Here is a 12,435-nt window from a genome sequence, read left to right as displayed (position 1 = left end):
GCGGTGGCGGCGGCACGCCGGTGACCGGCGCGGGGCCGCCCACCGTTTCCCCCACACCGGCGCTTCTGCCACCATTCGCTCGACATCCGTACGACGAATGGGGGCCACCGGTGCGCATCCTGCTGGTCGAGGACGACCGACGGGTGGCCGCCGCCCTCGCCTCGGCGCTGACCCGACGCGGCTACGAGGTCGAGCACGCCGCCACCGTCGCCGCCGCGCTCTCCGCCGCCCCCTGCGACCTGGTCCTGCTCGACCTCACCCTGCCCGACGGGGACGGCACGGAGGTGTGCCGGGAGTTGCGGCGGCGCAGCAGCCAGCTCGGCATCATCGCGGTCACCGCCCGGGGCGAGGAACGCGACCGGGTGCTCGGCCTGCGGCTCGGCGCCGACGACTACGTGGTGAAGCCGTTCTCGATGGTGGAGCTGCAGGCCCGGATCGAGGCGGTGCTGCGGCGGGCGGCGCACGCCGCGCCGGCCCGGGACCTGATCGAGGTCGGGTCGGTCCGGATCGACGTGGCCGCCCGGACGGTCGCCGTCGCCGGTCAGCCGGTGGCGCTGACCCGTAAGGAGTTCGACATCCTGCTCTCGCTGGCCCGTCAGCCCGGCACGGCGGTGCCCCGGGACCGCATCCTGCTCGACGTCTGGGGCACCACCTGGGCCGACCGGCACACCGTCGAGGTACACGTCGGTTCGCTTCGCGGCAAGCTCGGCGACCCCCGGCTGGTGGAGACCGTACGCGGGGTCGGCTACCGGCTCCGGGGCGAGTGAGGGGCAGCCGGTGCGGCGTCGACTGGTGATCAGCTACCTGCTGCTGATGGTGCTGGTGCTCCTGGCGTTGGAGACGCCGCTCGCGGCGACCCTGGCGTCCCGGGAGACCGACCGGGTCCGCGCCGACCGGCTCGCCGACGCCACCCGGTTCGCCTCGCTGGCCGGGCCGGCGCTGCGCGGCGGCGGGGCCGGACCGCTGACCGGTGAACTCGTCAGCTACGACCAGCTCTACGGCATCGGGGCCGCCGTCGTCGACCGGGACGGCCGGGCGCTGGTGGTGTCGACGAGTTGGCGCACCGGCCGGGACACCCGGGCGGCCCTGGACACCGCCCTGGCCGGGCAGCAGTTCAACGGGCCGGACTCGGTGTGGCCGTGGGTGGACGGTCCGCTGGTGGTGGCGGTGCCGATCAACGACGGCGGTGAGGTGCTCGGCGCGGTGGTCACCGCCACGCCGGTGGCGAAGGTGCGCCGCACGGTCACCGCGTGGTGGCTGCTGCTCGCCGGGATCGGCCTGCTCGCCGTGCTGGCCTGCGTCTCCACCGCGTTCGGGCTGGCCGGCTGGGTGTTGCGCCCGGTGACCGAGCTGGACGCGGTGACCCACGAGATCGCCGAGGGGGACCGGGGCGCCCGGGTGCAGGACCGGTGGGGGCCGCCGGAGCTGCGCCGGCTGGCGGCCAACTTCAACCACATGGCGGCGGTGGTCGCCGACGTGATGGACCGGCAGCGGGCCTTCGTCGCGCACGCCAGTCACCAGTTGCGCAATCCGCTGACCGCGTTGCGCCTGCGGGTGGAGGAGCTGGGGCCGAGCGTGGTCGACCAGGACGGCCGGGCCGAGCACCGGCTCGCCCTGGAGGAGACCGACCGGTTGGCGCTGGTTCTCGACGGGCTGCTCACCCTGGCCCGCGCCGAGCGGGAGCAGAACGAGCGGGTCACCGTGGACGCGGCGGCGGTGGCCGCGTCCCGGGTCGCCGCGTGGGAGCCGTTGGCCCGGCACCGGTCGGTCACGTTGCGCCTGGTGGCGTCCGGTCCGGCCTTCGCCCGGACCGTGCCGACCGCGGTCGACCAGGCGTTGGACGCGCTGATCGACAACGCGATCAAGTTCAGCGGCGACGGCGGTGAGGTGACCGTCGCGGTCCGGCACGTCGACGGGGGCACCGCGCTGGAGGTGCGCGACACCGGCCCGGGAATGACCTCGGGCCAGCTCGACCAGGCCACCGAGCGGTTCTGGCGGGCCCCGGACGCGCAGAACATCGAGGGCGCCGGCCTCGGCCTGACCATCGTGGCGGTGCTGGTGGACGCCTCCGACGGCCGGCTCACCATGCACCCGGGGCAGCCACGGGGCCTGGTCGCCGAGCTGTGGTTCCCCGGCCCGTCCGACGCCGACCCTCCGTCGGACGCCGGTGCCCCCGCCCTGCCCGCCGGGGCGGGCTGAGCGGTCAGGGTTTGGCGGACCGGTACCAGTCGGCCGCGCCCGGGTGCAGCGGTAACGGCGTGGTGGCGATCGCCGAGCGGGGACTCATCCGGCCGGCCGCCGGGTGGGCGGCGGCCAGCTCCGACCGGCGTTCCATCAGCAGCCGGGTCACCTCGCGGACCAGGGGCTCGGGCAGGTCCGCCCGGACGATCAGGTAGTTGGGGTTGGCGACGGTGGTGACCGGGTCCACCCCGTACACCGAGCGGGGGACGTCCCGGGAGACGTACACCTCCCGGTAGGCGCGGCGCAGCGGCTCGGTCCACTCGCCGAGGTTCACCAGCCGGATCGAGGTGGCGTCGGCCAGCGCCTTCACCCCGCGTACCGGCAGGCCACCGGAGAAGAAGAAGGCGTCGATCCGGCCGGCGCGCAACGCCGCCACCGAGTCGTCCAGCCCGAGGTGTTCCTGCCTGACCTGGTCCCCGCCGAGCCGGGCCACCTCCAGCAGCCGGGTCACGGTGACCTCGGTGCCGGAGCCGGCCGCCCCCACCGAGACCCGTCGCCCGCGCAGGTCCGCGAGGTCGCGGATCGGTCCACCGGCCGTGGTGACCAGGTGCAGCAGGTCGTCGTAGACGCGGGCCACGGCGAGCACCCTCGGCGGGGTGGTTGGGCTGGTGTCGAGCACGTCGGCCTGGGTGAAGCCGAGTTCGGCGGCGCCGGAGCCGACCAGCCGGACGTTCTCGGCGGAGGCGGCGGTGACCACCACGCTGGCCCGGACGCCGGGCAGCTCGCGGTTGAGGACGGTGGCCAGCGACTGGCCGAAGGCGTGGTAGACGGCGGTCGGGCTGCCGGTGGCGATCCGGATCGGGATCGGCTCGTCGGGGGATTCCTGGCAGGCGGCCAGCCCACCGAGCACCACGACCAGCAGCATCAGCAGCGCCCCGCCGGCGGAGGCGGACCGCCGGCCGCGCCCGGTCCGGCTACGGCTCACGCGGTGCACTCTGCGCCGTCACCGGCTCCGGCGCAAGCTCGGGCCGCCGGTGACCGGCCCGGGCCCCGGGTCGGTGCGCGCTGTGGTGGCCGGTATCAGACCAGGGTGGGGGTCCGGGCGGGCGCCAACGCGGCCCGTTCCATGATCCGCAGCCGGTCCGGTCCGTCCGCGACGCTCACCACCAGGCAGCCGGCCCCCGGGCGCAGCAGCGCCGGCACCTCCAGCAGCGCCGCCGACCGGATCAGCACGGCGGCGAGTTCCCGGTCGGCCAGCCGGATGCCGAGGATGTGCCGCCGGACGTGCCGGCCGCCGGCCAGCAGTGCCGAACGCCAGGCGGCCGAGGCGAGCCGGGTCCGCCAGGCGGCCCGGGGGGTGGAGGACCCGACGGCCGGCCCGAGCAGTTCCCGACGTCCCTGCCGCCAGCCCGCCTCCCGGAGCTGCGTGAACCCGGCGCGGTGACCCGCCGGCACGTGCAGCCGGTGCAGCTCGTACCGACGGCGCAGGCCACCGGTGACCACCTCGTGCTCGACGGGCACGTCGAGCCGGGCGAGCAGTTGCCGCATCCGCAGCGCCGCGTCCTCCCGGTTGAACTCCACGGCCCCCCGCTCCGGCGGCGTGGGGACGTGCGGGCGGGCCGTCGGTGCCGGGGTGCAGCGCACCAGGCAGGCCACCTCGAACGCGTCGGCCAGGGTCAGCCAGTCCAGCGGGGGCGGGGACGACGGGAGGCGTGGCCGGTCGAGCAGGCGGGGTTCGGAGGCCATCGGACCGCTCCTTCTCGACGGGGGATTCCCCTAACGGTCGCCTGCCGGTCGGCCCGCCTCCAGCCATCGGCACCGGATTTGAGGAAATCTTGCGTTCCTAGAGTTCGGTCACCACCACGTCGATCTGCCGGGGCCGCCCCGCCCTCACCGGCTGCTCCTCGACCGGATACTTCAGGTCACGCAACGCGCCGATCAACGCGGTCGCGGTCCGCGGCCGGGCCCCGGCCAGCAGCAGGTCACGGACCAACCGCCCCTTGGTGGCCTTGTTGAAGTGACTGACCACCGTGCGTTCGCCCGGCCGGCGCTCGTGCAGCACCCGCACGGTGACCGTCCGACCGGCCAGCTCCGCCGGCGGCGTCCAGGTCGCCGCGTAGGCGGCGGAGCGCAGGTCCAGCACCGGGCCGCCGCCGGCCGCCGCCGTCAGCACCGGTGACAGCACCCGCCGCCAGTACGCCGACAGCGCCCCCACCCCCGGCAACCGCGCCCCGATCGGGCACCGGTACGGCGGAATCCGGTCGGCGAGCCGGACCGCGCCCCACAGCCCCGAGCTGACCAGCACGGTGCGGCGGGCCGTCCGCAGCGCCCCGGGCGGCAGGGTGGCCAGGCCGAGCGCCTCGTAGAGCACCCCGGTGTAGACCTGCCCGGCGGGCGCGGTGGCGGCCCGGTCCAGCCGGGCGTTGCGGGTCAGCTCGCCCCGCTGCCCGGCGGTCAATCCGAGGGCGGCCAGGGCGGCGTCCGCGGCGGCGTCGGACCCGCCGGTGGCGCAGAGCGTCATCAGCGCGCCCAGCACCTCCTCGCGGGCCGGGGTCAGCTCGGGCAGGCAGAGCCGGGCCAGGTCGAGCCGACGACCGGTGCCGGCGTCAGCCTTGCCCTCGGAGGGCGGCAGCAGGATGAGCACCGGCACAGCGTACGGGCCGGGGTCGGCGTCCCGGCCGGACGCCGCTCGGGCCGCTCCCGCTCCCACCCGGGTCGTCGGCCCGGCGTGTTGCCGGTGACGACCGGGGCGCTCGCCTGGCCGCTCCCGGACACCTGTGGCAGGGTTGCACCGTGCCCTCCACCACCGCGATCCAGCTGGCCGTACCCACCCTGCACCGGGCCGCGCGGATCGAGGACGCCCTGCACCAGCTGGTGGAGCGCCGGCTGCGGCGCACCGGGTGGCAGCCCAACATCGTCGCGTACGCCGGTTACGGCGCCCCCGGCTGGGCCCGGGTGCTCTGCCGGGTGCTGCTCAGCCGCCCCGACCGGCGGCAGGGCCGGCTGGAGAAGGTCCGTGGCTGGCGCAGCTTCGCCACCCTGCCCGCCAAGCACGTCGAGGTCACCATCGAGGCAGGTGGCAGCGTGCACACCGCCCAGGCCGACCGCAGCGGCTTCGTCGACACCGTGGTCAAGGCCGACTTCACCCCCGGCTGGGCGTCGGTGCGGCTGCGGGTCGCCGACGCCGAACCGGTCGAGGCGCTGGTCCGGGTGATCGACCCGGAGGTGCGCCTCGGCATCCTCTCCGACATCGACGACACGGTGATGGTGACCGCGCTGCCCCGGCCCATGCTGGCCGCCTGGAACACCTTCGTCCTCGACGAGCACGCCCGTACGGCGGTGCCCGGCATGGCGGTGCTCTACGAACGCCTGGTCACCGCCCACCCGGGCAGCCCGGTGTTCTACCTGTCGACCGGCGCGTGGAACGTCGCGCCGACGCTGACCCGGTTCCTGTCCCGGCACCTCTACCCGGCCGGTCCGCTGCTGCTCACCGACTGGGGGCCGACGGCCGACCGCTGGTTCCGCAGCGGCCGGGAACACAAGCGGGCCACCCTGGCCCGGCTGGCCACCGAGTTCCCCGACGTGCGCTGGCTGCTGATCGGCGACGACGGGCAGCACGACCAGGAGATCTACCGGGAGTTCGCCGCGGCCCACCCGGAGAACGTCGCCGGGGTGGCGATCCGCCGGCTCTCCCCGACCCAGTCGGTGCTCGCCGGTAGCCTGCCCGTGCCGAACGACCGGCCGTCCTCGGCGGGGCCGGTGGGGCAGAAGTGGCTCTCCGCCCCTGACGGGGCCGGCCTGTGGAAGCTGCTCCGCGACGCCGGCCTGGTCTGATCCCCGGCCCGACGGTCAGGTGGTCGGGGCGGCTGCGGGGGTGACAGTCGTCCGGATTCCGAGCGCGGCGAGCCGGTCCCGTGCGGCCGGCACGGTGGCGGGGTCGGCCGACAGGTCCACCAGTTCGCCGAGCGGCAGCGGTTCGCCGGCGGTGGTGGACAGCTCGGGCTGGCCAGACCAGGAATGCCGCCACGAGGCGGCGGCGGAGTCGACCGCCGCAGCCTCCAGCGCCCCCTCGTAGGCCACCGTCAGGGACCGGAGGGCGTCCTCCTCGGCGGCATCCGGGGCCAGCTCACGGGCGAGGTCGAGGCACCGGTCCTCGGCGAGGAGGTCCAGCAGCAGGCCGAGATCGGCGTCGGGTCGCCCGGTCAGCCGCGCCGCCGCCCGGTACAGCGGGTCGGCCTGCTCCCGGGCGGACCGGTGCGCGAGGGTCGGGGTGAGCCGGTCCCAGGGCAGCAGCCGGGTTCCGGGCCGGTCGAACCGGCTCTCCCGGAGCCGGCGACCTGCGGTGTCGAGGTCGGGAACCAGCACGGTGGCGGGGCGGCGGTCCGGGATGACGGGTACGTCCGGCACGAAACGCAGCGCGGCGATCCGCTCCCTGAGCGGCGGGTGCGACTCCCACCAGGCGGGCTCGGCGGGGGCCACCTCGACACTGCGCTCGCGGATCTCCCCGCGGCACTCGGCCAGGTAGGCGGCGAACCCCTCGAACAGGTCCTCCGGGAGGTGCCCCCGGTCGTACGCCGGCAGCACGTGGTCGGCGAGGTACCCGTCCCAGCCGGTGCCCACCAACCGGATCTCGCGTAGGGCGTTCACCATGGCGTCCCGCCCGGCGACGGCCACCGCGTAGCGGTCCGCCTCGTACTCCATCTGCCGGCTGATGCCCTGCTCGACGGCGACGAACAGGCGGGCGTACGCGGAGAGGACCGCGCGCAGCACGCCGTCCACGGTGTTCTGGGCGGCCCCGACGATGATCATCCGGGCCCGCAGGGCGATGCGCACGCTGCGGGTGTGCCGGCCGGAGAAGTGCCCCATCTCGTGGGCGAGGACCGCCCGGATCTGGTCGACGGTGTACGCCGGCAGCAGGGGCAGTCCGAGGATCACCGTACGGCGGCCGGGGAGCAGGCCGAGCAGCCGCACCTCCTCGGTCACCGCAGCGTTGGCCTCGGCGACCAGGCGGACGTCGTCCGGCTCCCGGGTGCCCACCCGGGCCGCGAGGTCCCGGACGATGCGCCACAGCTCGGGTGCCTGTTCCGGGCTGAGCAGGATGCCGGTCAGCGGGGCCGGGCGTCGGGTCAGCACCCGGCCGAGGGTGAAGACCAATGCGAACAACACGGTGCCGGCGGCACCGACGATGAGCGGCCGGATCTCCCGGGTGCCGGAGCCGTCCCCGTCGGTGCCGTAGCCCAGGCCGAACGCCCCGACCGCCACCACCAGCGCGACGGCCAGGACGAGGAAACCGACGAGCAGCACGACGGACAGCACGGCCTGCAACCACGTCTTCACGCGCGTTCCTCCCCCGGTGCGGCGTGCACAGTATCGACCGGAGGAGATGCGCCACAAGGCCCTTTCGGACGGTCAGTCGCGGCGCAGCCAGAGCACGCCGAGCGGGGGCACCCGCAGCGACACCGAGGCGGGCAGGCCGTGCCAGGGGACGTCCTGGGCGTGTACCGCGCCGAGGTTGCCCACCCCGGAACCGCCGTAGTGGTGGGCGTCGGTGTTGATCACCTCGGTCCAGGTGCCGGCGGCCGGCAGGCCGACCCGGTAGTCCTCCAGCGGGCTCGCGGAGAAGTTCGCCACGCAGACCAGGGTCGCGCCGTCCGGGGCGATCCGGACGAAGGAGACCGTGTTGTTGGCGACGTCGTCTCCGGCGATCCAGCGGAACCCGGCCGGGTCGGTGTCCTGCGCCCACAGCGCCGGGGTGTTCCGGTAGGCGGCGTTGAGGTCGGCGACCAACCGCTGCACCCCGGCCCGCGCCGGATCGTGCAGGAGATACCAGTCGAGGCCGCGTTCCTCGCTCCACTCCCGGTCGTCGCCCAGCTCGCAGCCCATGAAGAGCAGCTGCTTGCCCGGGTGCGCCCACATGTACGCCAGCAGCGCCCGCACGTTGGCCAGCCGCTGCCAGGTGTCGCCGGGCATCTTGCCGGCCAGCGACCCCTTGCCGTGCACCACCTCGTCGTGGCTGATCGGCAGCACGTAGTTCTCGCTCCAGGCGTACGCCAGGGAGAAGGTGAGCTGGTGGTGGTGGTGCTGCCGGTAGATCGGGTCCTTCGCGGTGTAGAGCAGGGTGTCGTGCATCCAGCCCATGTTCCACTTGAAGCCGAAGCCGAGCCCGCCGTCGCTGGTGGGTCGGGTCACCCCGGGCCAGGCGGTCGACTCCTCGGCGATCATCACCACCCCGGCGTGGTGCTTGTAGACGGTGGCGTTGACCTCCTGCATGAAGGCGATCGCCTCCAGGTTCTCCCGGCCGCCGTGCCGGTTGGGCAGCCACTGCCCCTCGGGGCGGGAGTAGTCCAGGTAGAGCATCGAGGCGACCGCGTCCACCCGCAGGCCGTCGACGTGGAACTCGTCGCACCAGTAGAGCGCGTTGGCGACGAGGAAGTTGCGGACCTCGCGGCGGCCGAAGTCGAAGACGTACGTGCCCCAGTCGGGGTGCTCGCCGCGGCGCGGGTCGGGGTGCTCGTAGAGCGGGGTGCCGTCGAAGCGCGCCAGCGCCCACTCGTCCTTGGGGAAGTGCGCGGGCACCCAGTCCAGCAGCACCCCGATGCCGGCGGCGTGCAGCCGGTCGACCAGGTACCGGAAGTCGTCCGGGTCACCGAACCGGGAGGTGGGCGCGAAGTAGCCGGTGACCTGGTAGCCCCAGGAACCGCCGAACGGGTGCTCCATCACCGGCAGGAACTCCACGTGCGTGAAGCCCATCTCGGTGACGTACGCGGTGAGCTGGTCGGCCAGCTCGCGGTAGCCGAGGCCGGGTCGCCACGAGCCGAGGTGCACCTCGTAGACGCTCATCGGTTCCCGGTGCGGCTGCCGGCGGGCCCGCTGCTCCAGCCACTGCGCGTCGGTCCACTCGTAGCGGGACCGGTGCACCACCGAGGCGGTGGCCGGCGGCAGCTCCGCGTACGCGGCCATCGGGTCGGCCTTGTCCCGCCACCGCCCGTCGGCGCCGAGGACGCGGTACTTGTAGCGGGCCCCCTCCGGCGCGCCGGGCACGAAGATCTCCCAGACGCCGCTGGATCCGAGGCTGCGCATCGGCCAGCCGTCGTCGGGACCCCAGCCGGTGAAGTCGCCGACCACGCGCACCCCACCGGCGTTCGGGGCCCATACCGCGAAGGCGACGCCGCCGTCGCGGACCCGCGCGCCGAGTGCCTCCCAGAGCCGCTCGTGCCGGCCCTCGCCGATCAGGTGCAGGTCCAGCTCGCCGAGGGTCGGCGGGTGGCGGTACGGGTCGTCGGTGACCCACCCGTCGACGTCGACCCGGTAGTCGAGCACGCTGCCCTCGACGCGGGCCTCGAAGACGCCGACGTCGTGCACCCGCTTCATCGGGTGCCGGTCGTCGCCGACGAGCAGCGCCACGTCACCGGCGCCCCGCCGCAGGGTGCGGATCGTGGTCCACCCGTCGGCGGGGTGCGCGCCGAGCAGGGCGTGCGGGTCGTGCGTCGCGCCGGCGATCAGCTGGTCCATCGGTCGTCCTTCGAGGCGGGGTCGGTCGGGGTGCTGCCGTGCGGGGCACGGCCGGTCCTGGTGCCGCCGGCCCTGGCGCGGCGGGCCCTGGCGGGGCCGGGCGCGGGCAGGTCGGTCGCGGCGGGGCCGGCCGGCTGGTCGGTCTCCGGGGCGGGGGTGGTCGGCGCGGTGCCGCCGGAGAGTTCCGTGGGCACCTCCGCCACGGTCAACTCGGCCGGCTCCGCACCGGCCGGGATCTCGGCCGGCGGCGTCGGCGGGCGGCGGACCGTCAGCACGTGCGCGGGTTGCAGGTACGGGTCGAGCCGGACCGCGTTGCGCTGGCCCCACTCGTAGCCGGCCCCGGTCAGCTCGTCGTGCACGGTGAACCGTTCGTGCCAGTCGAAGCCGAGCGCCGGCATGTCCAGTGTCGTGTTGCCCCACTGCACGGTGTGCGAGTCGAACGAGCAGACCACGATGACCGTGTCGCCGGTGTCCGGGTCGTGCTTGGACCAGCAGAGCAGTGCCGGGTTGTCGATGTCGTGGAAGACCAGGTTGCGCAGCTGGTGCAGGGCCGGGTGCTCGCGGCGCACCCGGTTGAGGGTGGCGACGAACGGGGCGAGCGAACGGCCGTGTGCCTGCGCGCCGGCCCAGTCGCGGGGGCGCAGCTCGTACTTCTCGTTGTCGAGGTATTCCTCGGCCCCGGGCCGGGCGACGTGCTCGAACAGCTCGAAACCGGCGTAGATGCCCCAGGACGGGCTGAGCAGCGCGGCCAGCACCGCCCGGATCTTGAACATCGGCGGTCCGCCGTGCTGCAACGACTCGTGCAGGATGTCCGGGGTGTTGGGCCAGAAGTTGGGCCGCATCCAGTCGACCGAGGCGACCAGTTCCTCGCAGTACTCCCGCATCTGCGCAGCCGTCGTCCGCCAGGTGAAGTAGGTGTACGACTGGGTGAAGCCGATCTTGCCGAGGCCGTGCATGATCGCCGGCCGGGTGAACGCCTCGGCCAGGAACAGCACGTCCGGGTCGGTGCGCTTGACCTCGGCGATCAGCCAGTGCCAGAAGTCGAACGGCTTGGTGTGCGGGTTGTCCACCCGGAAGATCCGGACGCCCTCGCCGATCCAGTGCCGCACCACCCGCAGCACCTCGGCCCGGATGCCCTCGGGGTCGTTGTCGAAGTTGACCGGGTAGATGTCCTGGTACTTCTTCGGCGGGTTCTCCGCGTACGCGATGCTGCCGTCGGCGCGGGTGGTGAACCACTCCGGGTGCTCGGTGACCCACGGGTGGTCGGGGGCGCACTGCAACGCCAGGTCCATCGCCACCTCCAGCCCCTGCTCGGCGGCGGCGGCGACGAATTCGCGGAAGTCCTCAGGCGTACCCAGGTCGGGGTGGATGGCGTCGTGGCCGCCCTCGGCCGCGCCGATCGCCCACGGCGAGCCGACGTCGTCGGGGCCGGCGGTCAGCGCGTTGTTGCGGCCCTTGCGGTTGACCCGGCCGATCGGGTGGATCGGCGGTAGGTAGAGCACGTCGAAGCCCATCGCCGCGACCCCGGGCAGCCGGTCCATCGCGGTGACGAAGGTGCCCGAGCGGGCCGGGGCGTCGACGGTGGCCGGGATCGCGCCCTCGGAGCGGGGGAAGAACTCGTACCAGGCGGAGAAGAGCGCCCGGGGGCGGTCCACCCACAGCAGGTGCGGGGTGCCGGTGGTGACCAGTTCCCGCACCGGGTGGGCCCAGAGCAGGTCGGCCAGGTCGAGGGCCGGGGCGACCCGGCGGGCCAGCTCGGCCTGCTGGTCGCCCAGCGCCTCCACCGCGGCTGTGACCCGCCCGGCCGCGTCGGCCGGCACGAGGTCCAGGGCGGCGGTCAGCACCCGCACGCCCTCGGCCAGGTCGTTGGCCAGCTCGGCCGCGCCCTGCCCGGCGGCGACCTTCTTGGTCACCGCGTTGTGCCAGGTCAGGTACGGGTCCTGGAACGCCTCGACGGTGAACGACCACTCGCCGACGGCGTCCGGCCGGATGGTGGCGTGCCAGCGGTCCTGCCCCGGCTCGCCGGGCCGCATCCGGGTGAACGGGCGGGTCACGCCGTCGGGGCCGTGCCAGACCACGTTGCAGCCGAGCGCGTCGTGCCCCTCCCGGTAGGCGCGGGCCGACACCGGCACCAGCTCGTCGACCACCGCCTTGGCCGGGTAGCGACCGCAGGCGACGACAGGGGAGACGTCTTCGATCGGGAACCGTCCGCTCACCCGCTCAACCTACTGTGCGAGATCCCCTCGCGCTCAACCAAGCGTCCCCTTCGCCCCGCCCTGGCGTCCCCGCCCAGGTCCGGACACATGGCGTTGCTGTGAGATCACCATGTGTGTATGGTCGGCCGGGTCAATCGACAGGTCGCGATCTGGAGGTAGGATGAATCGGCTCAAATCACGCACGGCGACCCTCGTGGCAGGCACCGCGATCGCCGGCCTCGTCGCGGCCGTGGCACCCGGCACCGCCGCCCAGGCCGGTTACTACCAGTACCGCAAGTGCTCCACCGCGGTCTCGCTCTCCTTCTTCGTCGACAGCACCTCGTCGACCACGCGGTGGCCGCACTCGATCGGCTGGAACAACGTCATGTACGCGGCGCAGGAGGCCAACGGCCGCTACCACGTCTCGCTCTGGGACACCTCGGGTGACACCAACGGCTGGGTCAGCACCGCCTGGGTCCGCGCCTGCTGAGCGACCCGACGCCGGCGCTGACGACGGCGCGGCCCGGACCCACCCACCCGACGACCC

At 74.3% G+C, this 12,435-nt stretch carries 10 protein-coding genes; 4 read left to right on the top strand and 6 right to left on the bottom strand.

Translation table 11 applies throughout. From position 1 onward, the window contains the following. The first annotated feature begins 110 nt into the window (after positions 1 to 110). Both JQX11_RS28270 and JQX11_RS28265 read left to right on the top strand, forming a co-directional pair. A complete protein-coding gene (locus JQX11_RS28270; protein WP_204927976.1) occupies positions 111 to 767 on the top strand; it encodes a response regulator transcription factor in 657 nt (218 codons plus the stop codon). A 10-nt stretch (positions 768 to 777) separates the two neighbouring features. After that, positions 778 to 2,199: a sensor histidine kinase gene (locus JQX11_RS28265; RefSeq protein ID WP_204927975.1), complete on the top strand. Its 1,422-nt coding sequence runs from the start codon at positions 778 to 780 to the stop codon at positions 2,197 to 2,199. Between the two features lie 4 nt (positions 2,200 to 2,203). Here JQX11_RS28265 and JQX11_RS28260 read toward each other — a convergent pair whose 3' ends face one another. The 3 genes from JQX11_RS28260 to yaaA all read right to left on the bottom strand — a co-directional run bounded on the left by JQX11_RS28260 (position 2,204) and on the right by yaaA (position 4,825). After that, positions 2,204 to 3,166: a TAXI family TRAP transporter solute-binding subunit gene (locus JQX11_RS28260; RefSeq protein ID WP_372444645.1), complete on the bottom strand. Its 963-nt coding sequence runs from the start codon at positions 3,164 to 3,166 to the stop codon at positions 2,204 to 2,206. A gap of 95 nt (positions 3,167 to 3,261) precedes the next feature. Beyond that, positions 3,262 to 3,927 carry a hypothetical protein gene (locus JQX11_RS28255; protein ID WP_204927974.1) on the bottom strand — a complete coding sequence of 222 codons (666 nt, stop codon included), beginning with the start codon at positions 3,925 to 3,927 and terminating at the stop codon, positions 3,262 to 3,264. A gap of 97 nt (positions 3,928 to 4,024) precedes the next feature. Continuing rightward, complete coding sequence (yaaA, locus tag JQX11_RS28250) at positions 4,025 to 4,825, bottom strand: peroxide stress protein YaaA (RefSeq protein WP_204927973.1); 801 nt, start codon at positions 4,823 to 4,825, stop codon at positions 4,025 to 4,027. Positions 4,826 to 4,974: 149 nt separating this feature from the next. Here yaaA and JQX11_RS28245 point away from each other — a divergent pair, with 149 nt between their 5' ends. Next, on the top strand, positions 4,975 to 6,015 hold the full coding sequence (locus JQX11_RS28245) for an App1 family protein phosphatidate phosphatase (protein ID WP_204927972.1): 1,041 nt from the start codon (positions 4,975 to 4,977) through the stop codon (positions 6,013 to 6,015). Positions 6,016 to 6,030: 15 nt separating this feature from the next. Here JQX11_RS28245 and JQX11_RS28240 read toward each other — a convergent pair whose 3' ends face one another. The 3 genes from JQX11_RS28240 to JQX11_RS28230 all read right to left on the bottom strand — a co-directional run bounded on the left by JQX11_RS28240 (position 6,031) and on the right by JQX11_RS28230 (position 11,909). Beyond that, entirely contained in the window at positions 6,031 to 7,518 is a 1,488-nt protein-coding gene (locus JQX11_RS28240; protein WP_204927971.1) for a M48 family metallopeptidase, read from the bottom strand. Between the two features lie 72 nt (positions 7,519 to 7,590). After that, positions 7,591 to 9,693: a 1,4-alpha-glucan branching protein GlgB gene (glgB, locus tag JQX11_RS28235; protein WP_204927970.1), complete on the bottom strand. Its 2,103-nt coding sequence runs from the start codon at positions 9,691 to 9,693 to the stop codon at positions 7,591 to 7,593. Continuing rightward, the gene (locus tag JQX11_RS28230; RefSeq protein WP_307826386.1) at positions 9,681 to 11,909 is read right to left on the bottom strand and encodes an alpha-1,4-glucan--maltose-1-phosphate maltosyltransferase; all 2,229 of its coding nucleotides are present in this window, start codon (positions 11,907 to 11,909) and stop codon (positions 9,681 to 9,683) included. Before JQX11_RS28230 ends, glgB begins: the two co-directional genes overlap by 13 nt. 193 nt (positions 11,910 to 12,102) lie before the next feature. On the opposite strand from JQX11_RS28230, the gene JQX11_RS28225 reads away from it, so the two are divergent. Next, complete coding sequence (locus JQX11_RS28225) at positions 12,103 to 12,378, top strand: hypothetical protein (protein WP_204927969.1); 276 nt, start codon at positions 12,103 to 12,105, stop codon at positions 12,376 to 12,378. The last annotated feature ends 57 nt before the right edge of the window (positions 12,379 to 12,435 follow it).

The sequence above is a fragment of the Micromonospora humida genome, from assembly GCF_016901255.1.
GTDB classification, from domain to species: Bacteria; Actinomycetota; Actinomycetes; order Mycobacteriales; family Micromonosporaceae; genus Micromonospora; species Micromonospora wenchangensis.
The sequence above is the reverse complement of the archived record's forward strand: the minus strand, read 5'-3'. Positions and strand labels throughout refer to the sequence as shown.